Genomic DNA, 20,250 nt, shown 5'->3' with positions numbered 1-20,250 from the left:
CATGAGTCTGCATGTTCTTCTGGTCGATGACGATCCCGTCGTTCGCGACCTATTGCGCGAATTGCTGCACGCCAATGGCATGCAGGTCTCGGTACTTCACAACGGCGCGTCGTTGCTGCGCCGGTTGGAGCTCGAACGACCGTCCGTCATTTTGCTCGACATCATGATGCCGGAGCGCGACGGCCTGCGGGCATTGCAGGACTTGCGTGCGGCGGGCGAGGATATCCCCGTCATCATGTTGTCGGCGCGTGGCGGCCCGCTCGATCGTGCCCTGGGCCTTGAGCTGGGCGCCGACGATTATCTTGCCAAGCCGTTCGATCCGCGCGAGTTGCTGGCGCGTATCCACGCGGTGCTGCGCCGCCGTGGTCCGGTCGCGGCCAGCGCGCCGGACGCTCGTGCACCGTACCGATTCGGCCCGTTCGAGCTCGATTACACGCTGCGCACCCTTCAGCGCGAGGGCGAGCGCCTGCCGCTGCGCGATACCGAATTCGCCATGCTCAAGGCATTCACTCAGCATCCCATGCAGGTGCTGCCGCGCGTCAAACTGCACGCCATGCTGTATGGCGACGGTATCGCCTTCCGCGACCGTAGCCTCGACGTGCCGGTGTGGCGTCTGCGCAGACTCATCGAAACCGACCCGTCGGAGCCGCGCTATATCCAGACCATTCGCGGCAAAGGTTATGTGTTCGTGCCGGGCGGTGAGCTGACCGAGGGCGCGACGTCTGAGGCCCGTGAGCGCGCCGATGGCATGGGCGACGCCGGTGATATCGGCAGTGTCGGCGACGACGGTATGTCGCTCGCTACCACGGCGTCGGCAGGCAAGCGCACCGTGCGCGGCTGGCGGGAGTCCGCTGCGTGAATTTGCGTTGGTTGCTGCGCGACTCGCTGTTCGCGCGCATGGCATGGCTGGGCATTGCCGTCCTGTTGGTGATGCATCTCGTGTGGAGCGCGCTGGTGTTCTACCAGCGCCCGCGCCAGCAAGTCGACGGTTTCGCCCGAGGCTTGCTGGTGGCCATTCAAAGCGTCGATCAGCGGGCTGTCGACCCCGGCAGCCTCGCGCCACCGCATGCCGTGCGTCGCGTTCCTGTGGCGCAAACGCCGACATTCACCCACGAAGTCGACGACGAGCGCGGCACGCGTCTTCGTCACGAACTGCTCTCGCGTCTGCCGCCAGACACCCAACTCCATATCGTCAACGATCGCAAACGCAGCAATATCTGGGTGCTGTTGCCGCAGCGCGACGAGTGGATCGTCATCGAACTCGATCTTCCGCCGATGCCGCCGTTCGTGCGCGAGACCGTCGGTATTCTTATCGGTGCCGTGCTGCTCGCGCTGCTCGTGGCATGGCAGATGCAACGACCCATCGCCCGGCTTGCGCATGCCGCCCGGGTGATCGCCCGCGGACGGCGTCCCGCATTGTTGCCCGAGCAAGGACCGCACGAGCTGCGTGACCTGACCCACGCGTTCAACGAGATGGCCAAGCGGCTTGCCGAAGCCGAAGACAATCAGGCCATCATGCTCGCGGGCATCGCGCACGATCTCAAGTCGCCGCTCACGCGTTTGCGCCTGCGCGCCGATCTCATCGATAGTGAGACTTCACGCGATGGCTTCGTGCGCGATATCGCGTCCATCGACCACATCGTTCAGCAATTTCTCGCCTATGCGAGAGACGAAGCGGACACCAGCCCGTTGATCGGCGTCGACGCGTTCCTACGCGAACAATTTCCGGCAGACGAAGAATCGTCCGCTTCCGGCGCTGTTTCCGGCGCTGTCACGGGCCCCATCGATCGAACCGCCGAAGCCGTCGACGATGCTTCGCTATTCGTCAGCAACTTGCGCGCAGGGCCTGAATTCATGCTGCCGCGCACGCTGCTCAATCGCGTGATGTCGAACCTCGTCGACAATGCGCTTGAGCACGGTGAGCCAACCGTGCGTCTGGCGACATGGCGCGACGAGGCGATGGGATACATCGAAGTCAGTGACTGCGGCAAAGGCATCCCGGACGATCAGGTGGCGCTCGCGATGCGTCCGTTCGTTCGACTCGATGCCTCGCGGGGTGGCGAAGGCCACTGCGGACTCGGGCTGTCGCTCGTCGTACGGCTCGTGGAAGGGCTGGGCGGTGCGGTGCGTCTCGACCGATCGCCCGGCGGGGGATTGCGTGTGACGCTCAAACTGCCGATGTTCAATAAATCTCCGGCACTATGATCTCCGGCGGCACCGGGTGGCGCATGTAGCTTTCGCTGCGGGCACGCTCGGGCAACACCACCTGCGAGCGCTCCACGTCGTGATACGGCACCTGGTTGAGCAGGTGGTGAATGCAGTTCAGACGCGCGCGCTTCTTGTCGTCGGCCTGCACTACCCACCACGGCGCTTCCGGAATGTGCGTGCGCTCGAGCATGACTTCCTTTGCGACCGTGTACTTCTCCCAACGCGTGCGGCTCTCCAGATCCATCGGGCTCAACTTCCACTGCTTGAGCGGATCCTGAATGCGGGCCATAAAGCGCGCTTCCTGCTCTTCGTCCGAAATCGAGAACCAGTATTTGACGATCTGGATGCCGCTGCGCACCAGCATTTTTTCGAACTCCGGCACCGAGCGGAAGAACTCCTCGTACTCGTTCTCCGTGCAAAAGCCCATCACATGCTCGACTCCGGCGCGGTTGTACCAGCTTCGGTCGAACAGCACGATCTCGCCAGCCGCAGGCAGATGCTGGACATAGCGCTGGAAGTACCACTGGGTGCGTTCGCGGTCGTTAGGCGCGGGTAGTGCGGCCACACGGCACACGCGAGGATTCAGGCGCTGCGTGATGCGCTTGATCGCGCCGCCCTTGCCGGCGGCGTCGCGGCCTTCGAAGATCACCACAAGACGGTGACGGCTGCGGATGACCCAGTCCTGCAACTTCACCAGCTCGCCCTGAAGGCGGAACAGTTCGCGGAAATAGTGAAGACGGTCGTCGCGCGCCTCGGCGCTGAGATCGTTCAGACCGGGCAGACGCAGATCGTCGATTTCCATCTCGATCTCTTCGTCGTAGCTGTCGATCAGGTCATCTTGGAGACGACGCGCAAGCATTGCGTCGTGGTCGGCGTCGGAATCGAATTTAGTCATGGCGACGATCTCTTACGGCCAGCAAACACAAAAGGCACCCCGTACTGCCCCGGGTGACGGCGGACGGACAAAATGCGCGCCCGATGATGCGTTTCAGTATGCGACGATTTTATGACACCAACATGGCGTTGACGAATACCGTGTGACGTAGTTCCCTCGCGTGCCCCGCCCGGCGGTGCCGCCACCGTATTGCCTGGGATTCGCGAGCACGCCGAAATTGTCACAAAAATGAAATATGACATTGTCATGATGGCAAGTCCCACCGTGCTACGGGGCGGTTCACGTCCGTCCCCCACGCCTCGTCACAGATACCGCGCGCATGTTCGCCGAATTAGCTCACAACGCATATGGCTGCGATCAGGCGGGTCTGATCTACGGCTATCGTTTCACTGACGGCGCGCCCCCGCAACCGGTCGATTCGACCGAGGCATTGGCGTGGCTGGCAAAAGGCGAGCACGCCGACGGCTTCCTCTGGCTGCATTTCAATTTCGCGCACGCCGCGTGCGAGAAGTGGCTCAAGCAGCAGATGCACCTGCCCGAAGAGTTCTACGAGAGCCTGAGCGAAGGGTCGCGCTCCACGCGCATCGAACATTCCGACGATTGGCTGCTGGCCGTCATCAACGACGTGATTTTCGCGTTCGACATCGCGCAGTCCGAGATCTCGACGCTGCGTGTGGCGGCCAACGCCCGCCTGCTCGTGACCGGACGCGTAAAACCGCTGCGCTCCATCGACAAGCTGCGCGCATCCGTCAAACGTGGCGACGCCTTCCGCTCGCCGCTCGCTTTACTCGTGCACCTGCTGCGCGATCAGGCGGACGTACTTGAGCGCATCGTACGCGAGACGAGCCGCCGCGTGGACACCGTCGAAGATCGCCTGTTGCAGCAGCGCATCGAGAGCAACCGAGCCGACCTCGGGTCATTGCGCCGGGTGCTCGTTCGTCTGCAACGTCTGCTCGCCCCGGAGCCGGCGGCGCTTTTTCGTCTGCTAAGTCGCCCGCCGATATGGGGCCATGCCGACGACGTTCAGGAATTCCGCCAGGCAACCGAAGAATTCGCCGTCGTCCTGAACGACCTGTCGGCGTTGCTGGAGCGCATCAAGTTGCTTCAGGAAGAAATTGCGGCGATGGTCAGCGAGCGCACCGACCGCACCATTTACACGCTGACGGTCGTGACCGTACTCGCGTTGCCCATCAACATCGTGGCGGGCTTTTTCGGGATGAACGTCGGCGGCATTCCGCTCTCGGATCATCCGCATGGCTTCTGGGTGCTCGTGTTTATTGTGGCGACAGGCACTGCGGCCGCAGGCTGGTGGGCGTTCCGGCGGCGGCCGGACTGAGGTCCGGACCGCCGCTGCCCGAGGGGATGGGGGACTTCGGGGACTAATTGCGCTGTCGCATCAATGCCAGAACTTCATCAGCAGCGTTGCGATCACCACCATCCCGGCACCGCCGATACGCGTTGAAATCTGCGCGAACGGCATCAGTCCCATGCGATTCGATGACGACAGAATTGCCACGTCGCCCGTGCCGCCAAGACCGCTATGACAGGCGGTGACGATGGCAGACTCGACCGGGAACATCTTCAGCCACATGCCGACGAAGAATCCGGAGACGACCATCGCGATCACCGTCGACGCGCAGATCACGAAGTAGGCCGTCGAAAACGCGCCGACGAGTTTGTCCCACGACACGAACAACGTCCCGAGTCCGACCAGAATCGCGAACGTCAGATTCGTCGACATGAACTTGTACATCTGATACGCACCGGTCTCCATGCTTTCCGGAATCAGGCGCGAGACCTTCAGCACCGCCGCTGCGACGATCATCAGCACCGGCCCCGGAATGCCGGTCACAGGCGCAAGCAATGCACCAAGAATGAACAGCGTGCAGGCCAGCAGCAAACCGTGTCCCATCAAACGCAGATCCAGCGCGTGTTCTACGTTCTGCCCTTCGAGCAGTGCGCGATCTTCGCCACTGCGCACCAGCATGCCGTTGCCGTTGTAATGCGGACGCTTCTCGCCGAAGCGCTTGAGCAGCCCCGCCGAAAGAATCGCCACGACGTTGCCGATGAGCGCGGCGGGGACCATCGTCGCAATCAGATGCCCCTGCGCCTCGCCCGTAATCTCCGAATAGCCGATCGACAACGGCAGAATGCCCTCGCCGATACCGCCGCCGAGAATCGGCATCACGATGAAGAAGAACGTGTGACGCGGGCTGAAGCCGAACAGCAATCCTGCGAGACATCCGGCGGCAATGGCCGCGAGCGTGCCGATCAGCAGCGGCACGAACATCTTCAGAAAGCCCTGAATCAGGATCTTTCGATTCATGCCGAGCATGCTGCCCGCGACCAGACACGCGATATAGAGATATTGCAGATTGGCCGTCTTCATCGTGACGGTGATGGCCTTGAGGATCGCGTCGTCCATCAGCCCGTTGCCGAGCAAGGCGGCCGGTACGAACAGGCAGAGGATCGCAGGGCCGCCGATGTGCTTGAAGACCGGAATCGCGCCGCCGATCTCGCCGAGCAACATGCCTGCGATCATCAGCACCGCGAAGCCGCCGATCATGTCGGCAGGCAGGCGTCCGGTGACAGCCGCAAGGCCAGTGATGACGGCAATGGCGACGAACATCGGCAGCGGTGCGCCGCCGATGGTGAATTTCGACATCAGAGAGGGGGTGGCGAGCGGCGTCGCGCTCGCCTGAGCGGCCTGGCTTTTCATGGTGTCTCCTGAAAGGGTGGAATACCTGTTGCGAGTGAGGGCGCTCGCGGCACTGACTCAATGCCGTGCGCCTCTTGTCACTCAGGCGGTACGTTGTTGTCTGGGCAGATCGATTTGCATCCAGGGGAAATCGATGCGATGGCGGGCTTCGAATGCGCCGATGGCATCGCCGTCCTTGAGCGTCATGCGGATCATGTCGAGACCTTCCACGAACATGCGCTTCTGACGCGCCGGCAGATCGAACGCGAATGCGTCTCCGTTTGCCGTCACCACGCACTGGCGCTCGACGTCGATGGTCAGCGCGTTCTGCGCGGGATCGCTTACTGTCTCGGTCAGCTTTGCGATGTCCTCCGGGGTGAGCACGATCAATAGCAGACGGTTGTTCTGCGCGTTGAAGTAGAAGATCTCGCCGAAGCTCGGTGCGATGACCGCTTCAATCCCCGATTGCTGCAAACCCCACACCGCGTGCTCACGGCTCGACCCGCAACCGAAGTTGGCCCCGGCCACCAGAATGCGGGCGTCGCGATAGGCGGGACGGTTCAGAACGAACGCGTCGTTGGGCGTGCCGTCGGCATTCGTGCGCAGGTCGTACAGCACACCGCGCGCGAGGCCGGACTTGTCGATGCCGAGCAGAAATTGCTTGGGCATGATCTGGTCCGTATCCAGATTGTTCAGCGGCAGCGGTGCGGCTGTGCCGGTCACGATCGTATGCTCAGCCATGAGCGGTCTCCTTGCGAATATCGACGATGCGGCCAGCGATGGCGGCGGCGGCGGCCATGGCGGGGCTCATCAGGTGCGTGCGTGCGCCACGCCCCTGACGTCCCTCGAAATTGCGGTTGGTGGTCGACGCGCATCGCTGAGCGGGCTTGAGAATGTCGTCGTTCATGGCGAGGCACATCGAGCAGCCCGGCTGACGCCATTCGAAACCGGCGTCTTTCAGTGCATCCGCAATGCCTTCACGCTCGGCCTGATCGCGTACGCGACCCGAACCCGGCACGACCATGGCACGCACGCCGTCGGCCATCTTGTGACCCCGTACGATCTCCGCAATCGCGCGCAGGTCTTCGATACGCGCGTTGGTGCAGGACCCGATGAAAACGTGATCGATGGGCAGACCGTCGAGCGACTGACCGGCGTCGAGCCCCATGTAGCCCAGCGCCTTCAATGCGTTGTGCCGCTCCCCCTCGTCTTCCGACAACGAGGGAATCCGCGCGTTGATCGCAATCGCCTGATCGGGGCTCGTGCCCCACGTCACGAAGGGCGCGACGTCGGTGGCATCGAAGCGGTGCGTGACGTCGAACGTCGCATCCTCGTCGGAGCGCAGCGCGAGCCAGCGGTGCTTGGCCTCTTCCAGCGCGTCGCCGGACAGATCGCGAATGTGGTCGCCGACGTATTGCAGCGTGGTGGTGTCTGGCGCGATGAGCGCACCGCGCGCGCCCGCTTCGACGGTCATGTTGCACAACGTCATGCGAGCTTCGGCGGACAGCGCCTCGATGGCCGCGCCCGTGTACTCGACGACGAAGCCGCGCGCGCCTTGCGCACCGATACGGGCAATGATGTACAGCACGAGGTCTTTCGACGTGGTGCCGCTCGCCAGCGCGCCGTCGACGTGGATTCGCATGTCGCGTGCCACGCGGTAAATGAGCGTTTGCGTCGCCAGCACGTGCTCGACTTCCGATGTGCCGATACCGAACCCCAGCGCGCCGAGTGCGCCGTAGGTGGTCGTGTGGCTGTCGCCGCAAAGTACCACCATGCCGGGACGAATCAGCCCCAGTTCCGGGGCCACCACGTGTTCGATGCCTTGCTCCGGGTCCGTCACGTCGAACAGATGAATGCCGTGCTTGTGGCAGTTGCGGGTGAAGTTGGCGGCCTGATGGGCGGCGGCGTCGATCACGATGGTGCGTTTGTCGACCGGCACCGGGTGCGTGGGAATGACGTGATCCACGATCCCCATCTGCTTCTGCGGGCAGCGCACCGGCAGGCCTTTCTCAGCCAGTCCCGCGAACGCTTGCGGGCTCGTGTACTCGTTCATGATGTGCAGGTCGGCATAGAGCGCGACGTGCTGCGCATCGACGTCGAAGGCCGTGTGGCTTCGCACGATCTTTTGGTAAAGCGTTTGTCCCATGAGGTACTCCACGAAGGGGGCGGTCGTCGTTTTGCTCTGTCTCGCAACCTTGCGTGCAGTCTAATTCGTTCATAGAATCGCAAAATGCATATTCGCTTAACCTATTTTTAAGTTAAATTTAATAATGGACGCCATCGCCGATCTGGAATTCTTCGCCCGTCTGGTGACGTTGGGCAGCCTGTCGGCGCTAGCGCGTGATCTTGGCGTGACACCGCCTGCGATCAGCGCACGGCTAAGCCAACTGGAGCGACGACTCGGCGTCAAGCTGCTGAACCGCACCACCCGGCGTCTGGCGATGACGCACGAGGGGGAGCTGTATCTCGGTACCGGCTCGAAGATCATCGAACAGGTGCAGGAGCTGGAGCGCATGGTGTCGAGCAGCCGCGATCTGCCGCGCGGTCTGCTGAAGGTGAATGCGACATTCGGCTTCGGACGCCGCCATGTCGTGCCTGCGCTATCCGAATTTCGCGAGCAGTACCCCGAGGTCGAAGTGCAGCTCGATCTGACGGATCGCCCGATGAATCTGGCCGAGTTCGCGTTCGACGTCGGCATTCGCTTCGGCGAACTACCCGACCAGCGCGTCGTAGGACGCCGCATCGCGGCGAACCGGCGGTTGGTGTGTGCTTCCCCCAAATACCTCGCGCGCCACGGTGTGCCGAAGGTGCCCGACGATCTGCGCAATCACCTGTGCATCGTGCTGCGCGAGAACGATACGGCGTACGGGACATGGCATTTCACCAAGGGCAAACGTCACGAACTGGTGAAAGTGCACGGGGCGATGAGCAGCAACGACGGCGAAGCGACACTGCGCTGGGCGCTCGACGGCCATGGCGTACTCGTGAGATCGGAATGGGATGTGCAATCCGCATTGGCTTCGAATGCACTGACGCAATTGCTAAGCGACTGGGCATTACCGGCCGCCGATATCTACGCGATCTATCCGGAGCGGCTCAATCTCTCGGCCAAGGTACGGCTATTTGTCGAGTTTATGGAGCGCTATCTGGCGCGTGAATTGAATAGGGATGTCGGCGAAACCGCCCAATGAATTAAATGTATTCGCTGATATCGATTGCGAAAATCGTGTGCGTCGTGCATTGCGATTTGCATGCAATTTCAATGTTCAAATATAAATTCCAAACAGTCGTGTGAATATGTGACGAAGAGGCTTTGTGCGCGCGGCGGCGGCGCTTGCCGCCATTGGGCACGGCGCCTCAGATGTTAACGAACGGGTACTCGGTTCGAATTGAAATAAGGTTTGCATAACGAACAATTCGGAGGCATGAATTCCGGTCTTCCCCTTATAATCCGCTGAATCGGGCGTCGAATATCCGGGCGGTTGCGCGCAAACCTGCGAAGTCATCACGGGGTGCATGGCGTTGCGCGCATCAATCGCCGGTTTAAATGACGCGTAATGACACGGGGGAGTGCCCGTGTTTCGCGCGTCCTCACCACGGCATCCGAAGTTGTCCATCAAGCCGCTTTCAGGCGAGGAGACCGACGATGAAGTGTCCCGCTGTATTGCCCATGGAAACGCAGAGGCTAGCTGCACTGGCGGAGTACGGCCTGGGCAGTGAACGTCCGCTTCCGAGCCTCGATGCCGTTGTGCATATTGCCGCGCACATGTTTGGCGTGCCGGTCGCGGCCGTCAACATGGTGGGCAACGATCACGTATTTTTCGCGGCGGCCACGGGCTTTTCCTGCACCAATACCGATGTCGACATGAGCCGCGACGCATCTTTCTGCGCGCACGCGATCAATGGCGACGGTGTGATGGTGGTGCCCGACGCCACGGCAGACGAGCGTTTTCACGACAACCCGCTCGTGACGGGCAACGCACAAGTGCGCTTTTACGCGGGCGTGCCGCTTGTGTCGGTGGACGGTCACGCACTCGGTGCGCTGTGCGTCATCGACAACAAGCCGAATCACACATTCTCCGAAGTGGATCGTGAGCGCTTGCGCGAGCTGGGACGCATGGCGTCCGACCGGCTGGAATTACGTCGCGTGGAGCTGTTCATCGAACGCGAACGGCGCACCTTTGCCGAGCCGGAGCGCTATTCGCCCACGGCGATGATCCGCTTCGACGCCTTCGGCGAGATCCTCGACTGGAACCATGCGGCATTGACGATGTTCGGCTACGCGATGGCCGACGGCCCGGGGCGTTCGCTGGAGACGCTGCTCGCCGGGCGTAGCCGCTCGGCGCTTCGCGATCAGATCACACAGGCGGTGAGCGCTGGCTCGGTCGATGGTATGACGATGCCCTCGGAGGTCTATGGCCTGCGTCGCGACGGTCGCGAGTTTCCGATGAGTCTCTCGCTATTCTGCTGGGTCGAGAACGATGTGCAGACGTTCAACGCGCACCTGCATGACCTCAGCACGCTGCGTGAGGGCGGGGACGTGTTGCGGCGGCTCGCGAACACCGACGTGCTGACGGGCATCGCGAATCGCGCGAGCTTCTATCGCGACGCGGAGGTGGCGTCGGTCTGTCTGCGCGGCGCAGCCGTCGCGATATTCGATCTCGATGGGTTCAAGGACATCAACGATACGCTGGGCCATGCGGTCGGCGACGGCATTCTGTGTGAAGTGGCGCGACGTTTGACGCGTCTCGTGCGCACGGTCGACACGGTGGCGCGCATCGGCGCGGACGAACTCGCATTGCTGCTTTGGGGCGTGACGGATGCGGTGGAGGCCCGTCGCCGCGCCGATGCGGCGCTGTTGGCGATTGCCGAACCGATGGTGATCGGCGGGTTCGATGTGCGCGTGAGCGCTTGCTGCGGCATTGCTGTCGTTCCGCAGCAGGCGGAGGAGGCGTTGAGTCTGATCAGCAACGCCGATCTGGCGCTGTCGCGGGCGAAACAGCATGGGGCCGGGCAAACGTTCGTTTTCGTCGACGCGCTGCGCATCGAAGCGGCGGCGCGGCGCGTCTACAACATCGAGCTGCATCGTGCGGTGAACGACGGCGAGTTCGTGCTCTTCTATCAACCGCAGGTGGATTTCGCCGATGGCTCGCTGACGGGGGCCGAGGCGCTGATTCGCTGGCGGCATCCGCAACGTGGACTGCTGTCGCCCGCCGCGTTTCTACCGGCGCTCGAACGCGGGCCGCTGGCGGCGTCGGTGGGTGCGTGGGTGCTTGACGAGGCGTGCGCACAGGCCGCGTATTGGCGACGCAATGGGGCGCCGTGTTTCCGGATCGGCGTCAACTTGTTCGGACTGCAATTTCGCATCGGCAGCATCTTCGACGAGGTGGTCGCGGTGCTTAGCCGGCACGGGCTGCCGCCGCAGGCGCTTGAGCTTGAGGTGACGGAGAGCATCGTGCTGGATGACGACGTCGTGCTCGAAGCGTTGCAGCGTTTGCATGCGTACGGTGTGAGTATCGCCTTCGACGACTTCGGCACCGGCTACGCGTCGATCAGCATGCTGCGACGCTATCCGTTAAGTCGTATCAAGATCGATCGGTCGTTCGTCCAGGGGATGATGGAGTCGGAGCGCGATGCGTCCGTGGTGCGTGCACTGGTGGACATGACGCGCAGCTTCGATCTACGCACGATCGCCGAGGGTGTGGAGACGGAGCAGCAGCGCGACAACCTGCGTCGCCTCGGCTGCGACGAGGGGCAGGGATACCTGTTCGGCATGCCCATGCCTGCCGTCGAATTCGGTGAGATGTTCGACGTGGGACGGCAGTTGAATCAAGCGTGAGTGCGACGTAGCGATGCGCCGCTTACCCCGACGGGTATAGCGGCGCATCCATTTCACTGGGCTTGCGTGACTTCCTTACTTCGCTTCTTTCGGCGGCTGAATCATCTTCCAGCCGTTGCCTGCCGGATCCCGGAAACCGGCGTCGACGCTGCCGTAGCGATCCACCGGCTCCTGCGTGAATTCCACGCCTTTCTCCTTCAGGCGCGCGTAGTGCGCGCGGCAATCGGCCACGTAGAGCACGAGTGGCGGCATGGCGCCCTTGGCGACCATGGCACGTAGCGTTTGCGCGGTGGCGTCGTCGTGAATCGGTGCGCCGGGTGCGAACAGGCCGAGCTGGAACGCGGGCTGATCGGGATGCTGCACCGTCAGCCAACGGTACGGGCCGTTGCGCACATCGGTGTGCACGCGAAAACCGAGCTTGTCGACATAGAACGCCAGTGCTTCGTCCTGATCGTCGACATACAGCCCCACCACGCCAATTCCTTCGTTCATAAGACCTCCTCGTTGGTTGATGGAGGGACTTTACCGTTGGCCATCCGGCGGCGCTTCTCCAAAACTGCGATATTGAGATCGGGACGTTGGGCGGCCTTCAGGACGCAGCCTGGTACCTGATCGAACGGCGTGCCGTTGACCCGGGCCTGCTCGCGAAATTCGCCGGGACTCTGCCCTGTGATGTCGCGAAAGATCCGTCCGAAGGTGCCGATGCTCTCCCAGCCGGTTGCGAAAGCGATTTCCGTAACGCTGAAGTCGGTGTCACGCAGGAGGGTGCTGGCCTGTTCGATGCGCCGGGTCAGCAGATAGCGATGCGGGGGGAGTCCGAAAGCCTGTTTGAACGAACGGGAGAAGTGCGCTTCGGACGTGCCGCTGACGTCCGCTAGCCGCTTGACGGGCCATGCCTCGTGCGAGGCGGCGTCCATGCGGTCTTTGGCGCGCAGCAAGCGGCGCAGCAGCGCAGGCGATTGCACGGGGGCGGCCGCAGGCGGCTCGGTAGGCGTAGCGATGACGCGGCTGCGTGCTTTAGCGGGCATGAGGGCTGACGGCGCAGGGAAGGTGTGGGTAGTTTAGGCCCAACACGCGTCATGCCGTCCGAGCGGCCGCTAACGTGAGCGTAGGTTCACTCCGCACATGTTCGTGAAATCGATCTTTGTGCAGCCAAGGCTCGATTTCACGAACACGAGGCGTCCGGTGTTCGACGCATCCCCGGTACCCGATCCACCGCCGACAACACCGCTTCCGGCGTAATCGACGTAGTGCATTCGAACGCGCGTTCCGTGCCCTTGTGGCGCGGGCAGAAGTGGAAGTCGTCGTGGTTGTAGCGGATGGCGGGGTCGTGCCAGCAGCCGGTGCAGACGTCGGGGTTGATCACGCGGTACGGGGTCGCGAACTCGTTGTGCGGCAAGGTGAAGCCTGAGATCAGGACCGTCGGTGTGTCCATCGTCCATGCCAGCCACGACAGGCCGCTCGACAAGCCGATGAAGGCGCTCGCATGCGTCAGCCAGCGCGCGCGTTCGGTCAGCGGCAGGTCACCCGTCGCATCGATGGCCCCTACGGGGATCGACTGCCAGAAATCGTTTTTGCCGTAGCGCGGCTTCTGATCGACACAGACCACCTGGAAGCCGCGCTCGCGCAAGCCTGCCACGACGGCGTCCCATCCCCCGGGGTGGTTCCAGTATTTACACTGCGCCGTACTCTGCACGGCGATACACACATAAGGCTCGGCCATCGGACGAGACACATCCGGCAACGCCGTCTTCGCCCGTGCTTCCGTCTCGTCGACGCCGAGAATGTGCGCAGCCGTACGGTGCAGTCCCGTCTCGCGAAAGTCGCGTGGTTGCTGGACGAATTCCTTATCGTCGAAGAACAGGCCGATGTTGTACGTCGCGTAGTACTTGCGTCGCTCCACCTTCTCCTGTTCAACGAATTCGACGTCGGGATGCGCGTCGCGGAACAGCGCGGCCACCGCTGGCGTGACCACGCACGCCAGACGGCAGCCATGCACGTCCTTGAAGCGCAGGGCGTACGGTATCCATCCCAGCACATCGCCCAGGGCCGCCAGCGGAATCTGGATCAGCACGTCCTGATCGCGGAGGTCGAAGCGATGCTCGAAGACCACCACGTCGTTCAGCCAGATCGTGATGCCATACGGCACGTAGTACTTCGCCGGGCTGCGCACCACGCCTGACGACAGCGAGACTTCCGTGAGCGTGCTCTCGTCGCGCAAATCGCTGATGCGCACGCGCCAAGGCAGCGGTTGACCGAAGTCGGGGATGACCACGCGCGCGCCGTCGTTGAAGTCGAAGCGCAGCCCGGCAGGGCCGACCTGCGTAGGTAGCAACGCCGGAGCCAGAAAGATCTGGTGCGGAGATGCGACGAATGGCGTGATGGGCGGCGTGACAGGTGGCGTGACAGGCGGCGTCCCGGCCGATGCAGGGGCGTCCGATGTCGTGGTGTTCTGAGGGGGGAGGGAGACGGCGTCGTTCATGGGCCACACGATACGACGGACACAAATCGGGCAATCGTGCGGGAAACGAGCTGAAAAGGCCTCATTTCCCGAAATTCGCCGGTTTTGACGGCAAAGGGACTTTCAGCGCCTTTCCGGTGCCGGCTCAGGACGTTCCAGCCACCAACTGATACTGCGCGCGCAGCGCCTGCGTAAAGAGTCGGTGCGTCTCGCGAGGGTTCTCGCGGCGGGTGAACATGGCCACCGGCGGCAGTGTCCACGTGAGCGACCACGGCACGATGGCCACGCCCGCGATGCGTACCAGTTCCTCGGCGATATCCGCCGGTAGCAGCGACACCGCGCGCTCGCTGCTGGCCAGCAATTCGCCCGTCAACCGGGACGAAAAACTCTCCACCACCGGCACCGGCGGCACCACCCCGGCATGCAGGAAGAGGTCGGAGAGCTGGTCGCGCATCGGCGTATTCGGTGCGCCCATCACCCAGTCGAGTTCTGCCAGTTGCGCCCACACCGGGGCACCGCGCCCCAGTCGGGCGGCCAGACGACGGCTCGCCACCACGCGCGGGGCCTGGTGGTGCAGGACTTCGAACTGCACCTGCGTGACGTCGACGTTCGCCGCCGCGCGGGCGATCACCACGTCCAGCGTGTGATCGCGCAATTGCGCCATCAGCGATTCGCTCGTGCCTTCATGCAACGTGACGGTCAGGCGTTGGGGAATCTGGGCCAGCGTCTGCTGGATGGCGGCGGAGAGGGTCTTGCCGGAGATATACGGGATCACACCGACCTGAAGGCGGGCAGCATGCCCGGCCATGACGGCTTCGATATCGCGGGTCAGGTGATCGAGATCGTGGACCATCGCCTGCGCGCGGGCCAGCACCACGTCGCCAAGCGGTGTCGGCGTCATGCCACGCGGGGTGCGGTCGAATAGCGGGCCGCCCAGCATGCTTTCCAGCTCGGCCAGCGCGCTGGTCACGGCTGGCTGGCTCGTCGCCATATGCTCGGCCACGCGCGTGAGCGAGCCGTGCTGCTGAATCTGCAACAACAGCACGAGATGACGCATCTTGAGCCGGGTCGTCAGCCGCCGGACCACTTCCCCGGTATCGAAAGGCATCGCCACCATCTGTCCTGAATCCCCTGAAACCCCCGATGCTCGGGGCTTATATCGAAAACATGATGCCCCCATAGTAATTCAGAATCGCCCCCCGCTGGCGGCTCCCTAGAATGGCCTCACCTCTATGCGTCAGGGTCGACAGCCGTCACCAGAACGGTTCGCCGCGCAAAACAGAGCGAGACACAAGTTCAGAGAACCTACGAGGACGACATTGCCATGAGCAACAGCAACGATCACCAGGCCGCCCTGGAGTATCACCAGTTCCCGACCCCGGGCAAGATCTCCGTGACGGCCAGCAAGCCGCTCGTCACCCAGCGCGATCTGGCGCTCGCCTACACCCCGGGCGTCGCTATCCCGTGTCAGGAAATCGCGGCTGACCCGTCGGCTTCGTTCAAGTACACCGGCCGTGGCAATCTCGTCGGCGTGATCACCAACGGCTCCGCCGTGCTGGGTCTGGGCAACATCGGCGCGCTCGCCTCCAAGCCCGTCATGGAAGGCAAGGCCGTTCTCTTCAAGAAATTCGCTGGCATCGATGTGTTCGACATCGAAGTGACCGAGAGCGACCCCGACAAGCTGGTCGACATCATCGCCAGCCTCGAAGCCACGTTCGGCGGCATCAACCTTGAAGACATCAAGGCGCCGGAGTGCTTCACGGTCGAGCGCAAGCTGCGCGAGCGCATGAAGATTCCGGTCTTCCACGACGACCAGCACGGCACCGCCATCACCGTGAGCGCCGCGTTCATCAACGGCCTGAAGGTCGTGGGTAAGGACATCCGCGAAGTGAAGGTCGTGACCTCGGGCGCGGGGGCGGCGGCTCTCGCCTGTCTGGACCTCATGATCGACCTCGGCCTGCCCCTCGAGAACATCTGGGCGACGGATATCGACGGTGTGGTGTTCGAAGGCCGCACGGTCGGCATGGACCCGGACAAGGCGCGCTTTGCCCAGAAGACCGACAAGCGCACGCTCGCCGAAGTGATCGACGGCGCCGACGTGTTCCTCGGTCTGTCCGCCGGCGGCGTGCTCAAGCCGGAAATGCTCAAGAACATGGCAGCCCGTCCGCTGATTCTGGCCCTGGCCAACCCGACCCCGGAAATCTTCCCGGAAGACGCCCGCGCCGCCCGTGAAGACGTGGTGCTCGCCACCGGCCGTTCGGACTTCCCGAACCAGGTCAACAACGTGCTGTGCTTCCCGTACATCTTCCGCGGTGCGCTCGACGTGGGTGCGACCACCATCACGCGCAATATGGAAATCGCGGCCGTGCACGCAATTGCCGGTCTGGCACAGGAAGAACTGAACGACTCCGTCGCCAATGCTTATGGCGCATACGACCTGTCGTTCGGGCCGGAATACCTGATTCCGAAGCCTTTCGACTCGCGCCTGATCGTGCGCATCGCCCCGGCAGTGGCGCGCGCTGCGATGGAAGACGGCGTGGCCACGCGTCCGATCGCCGACTTCGACGCTTACGCCGACCAGTTGCAGCAGTTCGTGTACCACTCGGGCGCGTTCATGAAGCCGATCTTCTCGGCCGCAAAGCAACTCGTGCGTGATGGCGGCAAGTCGCGCATCGTGTTCGCCGAAGGCGAAGAAGAGCGCGTGCTGCGTGCCGTGCAGGTGATCGTTGACGAGAAGCTGGCGCGCCCGATTCTGGTCGGTCGTCCGGAAGTGCTGCTCGCCCGCATCGAGAAGTTCGGTCTGCGTCTGCGTCTGGGCGAAGACGTCGAAGTCACCAACCCGTACTACGACGAGCGCTTCCATCAGTACTGGACCAGCTACTGGGAACTGCGTTGCCGCGACGGCATCACCAAGGAAATGGCGCGTGTCGAGATGCGTCGCCGTCTCACGCTGATCGGCGCGATGATGGTGCGTCTGGGTGACGCCGACGGCATGATCTGCGGCACGGTCGGTGCGTATCACGACCACCTGCGCTTCGTCGATGAAGTCATCGGCAAGCAGCCGGGCGCGAACACCTACGCCGCGATGAATATCCTGCTGCTCGACAAGCGCACGGTGGCACTGGTCGACACGCACGTGAACGACGATCCGACGGCTGAGCAAATTACCGAGTTCACGCTGGCGGCCGCCAAGCAGATGACGCGTCTGAACCTCAACCCGAAGGTCGCGCTGCTCTCGCGCTCGAACTTCGGCTCGGGCAGTGCAGCGTCGGGCACGAAGATGCGCCGTGTGCTGGAGATGGTGACGGCGCAAGCGCCGGATCTGGAGATCGACGGCGAAATGCACGGCGACTGCGCGCTCGACGAAGGTCTGCGCAGCCGTATCCTGCCGCATTCGCGTCTGAAGGGTGCCGCCAACCTGCTGGTGTGCCCGAACGTCGACTCCGGCAACATCGCCTACAACCTGTTGAAGACGGGCGCGGGCAGCAACGTCGCCGTCGGACCGTTCCTGTTGGGCGTGGGCGCACCGGTCAACGTGCTGACGTCCAGCTCGACCGTGCGACGCATCATCAACATGACGGCCCTGACCGTCATCCAGGCCAATCGCGACTGAAGTCCACCCGGCGTCGATGCTCCGGCAGTTGTTCCGGGGCGCGACGTCGGTCGCGATGTGCCAGACGGCTTAGCCATCGAGTGAATCTTGCAAGCCCCGGCGAGTTCGGCAACCGTATCGATACGATGCGTTGCCAGCCCCGCCGGGGCTTTGCTTTTGCGTCGTCCGGAGCGCTGGCTTGCGGTTGCAGAGGTTTGCCGAGCAGCGTCGTGCAAAGCCATTCGAGCGCGGTGCACATCACAAAGTAGATCAGCGCGACGAACGCGAACACTTCCGCCGGGTAGACCATCAGTCGGCTGTTCACCTGTGTGGCGACGAACGACAACTCCGCCACGCCGACGATGTACGCGAGCGAGGTGTCCTTCACCAGCGATATCCACTGATTGACGAACGACGGTGTCATGATGCGCAGCGCCTGCGGCAGCACGACGTGGCGCAAAGTCTGCACGCGTGTCAGGCCGAGCGACATGCCCGCCTGCCATTGCGCCGTGCCCACACCACGAATCCCCGCGTAGACCGTGTGCGAGAGGTATGCGCCGCCGATCAGCGCGAGCGCGCACGCCACCGTGGCGAGTCCCGGCACGTCGACGCCGAACAGGATCGGCAGCAGAAAGTACGTCCAGAAGATCAGCATCAGCACCGGAATGGCGCGAAAGAAGCCGATCACGAAAGTCAGTACCCAGCGCGCCGGGCCGCCGAGCATCGCGAGGGCGATGCCGCCTGCCAGACCCAGTACGCCGGACGCCACTGCGCTCACCGTGGCGAGCACCAGCGTGAGCGCGGCGCCGGAGAGCGGGCCGTCGGGAAAGTCGCCCCAGAGCAGGTAGGGCAGGTTGTCGAAGACGGCGGAGAAATTCATGAGGACGTTAGAGGGGAGGGCGCTGGCGTCGGGTGCGGTAGGGACAGCTAACTCAGTTGACTCAGCTAACTCAGCTAACTCAGCGTGAAGGGGCCGCGGCGTGACGATGCGTCGTGGCCATGCTGACGGCTTCGATCAGTGCAATCGCGCCGACATAAAGCAGCGTGGCAATGCCGAACGCCTGAAACGTCTTGAACGTTTCGGTCTCGACCTGACGCGAGGCATATGAGAGTTCCGCGAGGCCGATCGCCATCGTCAGCGAAGAGTTCTTCACCACGTTCATGTATTGCCCGAACAATGGTGGCATCGCGATGCGCACCGCCTGCGGCAGCACGACATGACGGAAGATCGCGAAGCGGCTCAGGCCTAGCGCAGCGCCCGCGTGCGTTTGTCCGGCAGGCACCCCTCGCAGGCCCGCGCGAATCTCTTCGCCGATGAACGCCGTTGTGTAAAGCGTGAGGCCGATGAAACCGGCGAGCGTCTCCAGCGTGGGCCAGCGAATGTCGAACACCACAACATGCCAGACATGCGCCTGCGAGAGCCATTGCACGGCGCTCGCAGGCAGCAACGCGGCGACGCCGAAGTACCAGAAGAAGAGCTGGACGAGCAGCGGCGTGTTGCGCATGAGCGCAACGTACGCGGTCGCAGGGCGGGCGAACAACGCGCTGTGCGAGTTGCGCGCCACGGCCAGCGCGAAGCCGAGCAGCGTCGCCGTCGCGCTGGCCGCGACAGCCAGTGCGACGGTGACGCCGAAGCCCGTGAACAGCCAGTCGAGATACTTGGGAGCGAGCCAGTCCGTCACGCCTTGTCGCCGATCTTGAACAGACGCGGCAACGGCTGGGCCGACTTCGGACCGAACCAGCGGTCGTAGATGTTGGCGGCGGTGCCGTCCTTTTCCAGATCGCGCAGCGTGTCGTTCACGAACGCCGTCAGCCGCGCCTCACCCTTGGGTACGCCCACCCCCATGTAGTCGTTCGAAATCGTGAAGGCAGGAATCTCGTAGTTCTGCTTGTCCGGCACATTGGCGAGCAGGCCGACGAGCTTCGGCCCGTCCTGCGTGATGGCTTGCACGGTGCCCGTACGCAGCGCTGCGAAAGCGAACGGAGTGTCGTCGAACGCGACGATGGTCGCTTTCGGGAATTTCTCACGAAGCGTGATTTCGTTCGTCGTGCCCTTGTCTGCACCGATGCGCAGCGCACTCAACTGATCCGGCGACGACAACGTGCCCTTCTTCGCGAGGAACTGCTGGCCCGAGGAGAAATAGGGAATGCTGAAGTCGACTTGCTTGGCGCGCTCGTCCGTGATCGTGAAGTTGGCCAGTACGAGATCGACCTTCTTGGACGTGAGGAACGGAATTCGGTTGGCAGGGTTCGTCGGTTGCAGTTCGAGCTTCACGCCGAGCTTGTCGGCCAGTGCCTTCGCGTAATCGACATCGAGGCCGACAATCTTGTGCGACTTCGCGTCGACGTAGCCGAACGGCGGATTGCTGTCGAAGGTCGCGACGCGCAGCACACCCGCCTTCTTGATGTCGTCGAGCTTGTCGGCGTGTGCGGCGAGCGGCACGAGGGCTGCGATGGACATGATTGCCGCAGCAATTGAGGAAACGGCAAGACGTGTGCGTGGCTGGCGAATATTGTTTTGCATGGCCTGTTGGGCTCCGATTTTCGTAGATCGTTG

The 20,250-nt window shown here is 63.1% G+C and carries 15 protein-coding genes and 2 pseudogenes; 6 read left to right on the top strand and 11 right to left on the bottom strand.

All coding sequences use genetic code 11. The features are described from left to right. Position 1 precedes the first annotated feature (1 nt). Both NA29_RS19795 and NA29_RS19790 read left to right on the top strand, forming a co-directional pair. A pseudogene (locus NA29_RS19795) lies at positions 2–730 on the top strand (response regulator); the annotation flags it as partial. 125 nt (positions 731–855) lie between these two features. Continuing rightward, positions 856–2,205, top strand: coding sequence for an ATP-binding protein (locus tag NA29_RS19790; RefSeq protein ID WP_224786960.1), 1,350 nt, complete (start codon positions 856–858; stop codon positions 2,203–2,205). On the opposite strand, the gene ppk2 is transcribed toward NA29_RS19790, so the two are convergent. Beyond that, positions 2,183–3,103, bottom strand: coding sequence for a polyphosphate kinase 2 (gene ppk2, locus NA29_RS19785; RefSeq protein ID WP_039400800.1), 921 nt, complete (start codon positions 3,101–3,103; stop codon positions 2,183–2,185). The two genes, NA29_RS19790 and ppk2, sit on opposite strands and share 23 nt — an antisense overlap. Positions 3,104–3,422: 319 nt before the next feature. On the opposite strand from ppk2, the gene NA29_RS19780 reads away from it, so the two are divergent. Next, positions 3,423–4,439, top strand: coding sequence for a transporter (locus NA29_RS19780; RefSeq protein WP_039400798.1), 1,017 nt, complete (start codon positions 3,423–3,425; stop codon positions 4,437–4,439). Between the two features lie 60 nt (positions 4,440–4,499). Here NA29_RS19780 and NA29_RS19775 read toward each other — a convergent pair whose 3' ends face one another. The 3 genes from NA29_RS19775 to leuC all read right to left on the bottom strand — a co-directional run bounded on the left by NA29_RS19775 (position 4,500) and on the right by leuC (position 7,947). Beyond that, on the bottom strand, positions 4,500–5,822 hold the full coding sequence (locus tag NA29_RS19775) for a 2-hydroxycarboxylate transporter family protein (protein ID WP_039400796.1): 1,323 nt from the start codon (positions 5,820–5,822) through the stop codon (positions 4,500–4,502). An 81-nt stretch (positions 5,823–5,903) separates the two neighbouring features. Then, positions 5,904–6,542, bottom strand: a complete 639-nt coding sequence (leuD, locus tag NA29_RS19770) for a 3-isopropylmalate dehydratase small subunit (RefSeq protein ID WP_039400795.1) — start codon at positions 6,540–6,542, stop codon at positions 5,904–5,906. Beyond that, positions 6,535–7,947: a 3-isopropylmalate dehydratase large subunit gene (leuC, locus tag NA29_RS19765; protein WP_039400792.1), complete on the bottom strand. Its 1,413-nt coding sequence runs from the start codon at positions 7,945–7,947 to the stop codon at positions 6,535–6,537. The genes leuD and leuC overlap by 8 nt, the downstream gene beginning before the upstream one ends. A 124-nt stretch (positions 7,948–8,071) precedes the next feature. Here leuC and NA29_RS19760 point away from each other — a divergent pair, with 124 nt between their 5' ends. Then, positions 8,072–8,992, top strand: a complete 921-nt coding sequence (locus NA29_RS19760; protein WP_039400789.1) for a LysR family transcriptional regulator — start codon at positions 8,072–8,074, stop codon at positions 8,990–8,992. Positions 8,993–9,447: 455 nt separating this feature from the next. Then, a complete protein-coding gene (locus NA29_RS19755; protein ID WP_039400786.1) occupies positions 9,448–11,640 on the top strand; it encodes a putative bifunctional diguanylate cyclase/phosphodiesterase in 2,193 nt (730 codons plus the stop codon). A gap of 75 nt (positions 11,641–11,715) precedes the next feature. On the opposite strand, the gene NA29_RS19750 is transcribed toward NA29_RS19755, so the two are convergent. From NA29_RS19750 to NA29_RS19735, 4 genes are all read right to left on the bottom strand, one after another. Then, entirely contained in the window at positions 11,716–12,132 is a 417-nt protein-coding gene (locus NA29_RS19750; RefSeq protein WP_039400783.1) for a VOC family protein, read from the bottom strand. After that, positions 12,129–12,668, bottom strand: a complete 540-nt coding sequence (locus tag NA29_RS19745; protein ID WP_039400780.1) for a helix-turn-helix transcriptional regulator — start codon at positions 12,666–12,668, stop codon at positions 12,129–12,131. The genes NA29_RS19750 and NA29_RS19745 overlap by 4 nt, the downstream gene beginning before the upstream one ends. A 137-nt stretch (positions 12,669–12,805) precedes the next feature. Further along, a complete protein-coding gene (locus NA29_RS19740) occupies positions 12,806–14,122 on the bottom strand; it encodes an autotransporter strand-loop-strand O-heptosyltransferase (RefSeq protein WP_052253080.1) in 1,317 nt (438 codons plus the stop codon). A gap of 124 nt (positions 14,123–14,246) precedes the next feature. Then, the gene (locus NA29_RS19735; RefSeq protein WP_039404064.1) at positions 14,247–15,209 is read right to left on the bottom strand and encodes a LysR family transcriptional regulator; all 963 of its coding nucleotides are present in this window, start codon (positions 15,207–15,209) and stop codon (positions 14,247–14,249) included. 216 nt (positions 15,210–15,425) lie between these two features. Here NA29_RS19735 and NA29_RS19730 point away from each other — a divergent pair, with 216 nt between their 5' ends. Next, complete coding sequence (locus tag NA29_RS19730) at positions 15,426–17,714, top strand: NADP-dependent malic enzyme (RefSeq protein WP_039400777.1); 2,289 nt, start codon at positions 15,426–15,428, stop codon at positions 17,712–17,714. A gap of 222 nt (positions 17,715–17,936) precedes the next feature. Here NA29_RS19730 and NA29_RS19725 read toward each other — a convergent pair. From NA29_RS19725 to NA29_RS19715, 3 genes and pseudogenes are all read right to left on the bottom strand, one after another. Next, positions 17,937–18,573: pseudogene (locus NA29_RS19725) on the bottom strand (amino acid ABC transporter permease); the annotation flags it as partial. A 79-nt stretch (positions 18,574–18,652) separates the two neighbouring features. Further along, the gene (locus tag NA29_RS19720; protein ID WP_039400774.1) at positions 18,653–19,375 is read right to left on the bottom strand and encodes an amino acid ABC transporter permease; all 723 of its coding nucleotides are present in this window, start codon (positions 19,373–19,375) and stop codon (positions 18,653–18,655) included. Next, a complete protein-coding gene (locus tag NA29_RS19715) occupies positions 19,372–20,154 on the bottom strand; it encodes an ABC transporter substrate-binding protein (protein WP_371328944.1) in 783 nt (260 codons plus the stop codon). Before NA29_RS19715 ends, NA29_RS19720 begins: the two co-directional genes overlap by 4 nt. Between the last annotated feature and the right edge of the window lie 96 nt (positions 20,155–20,250).

The organism is Pandoraea sputorum (assembly GCF_000814845.2).
GTDB lineage: Bacteria > Pseudomonadota > Gammaproteobacteria > Burkholderiales > Burkholderiaceae > Pandoraea > Pandoraea sputorum.
The sequence above is the reverse complement of the archived record's forward strand: the minus strand, read 5'-3'. Positions and strand labels throughout refer to the sequence as shown.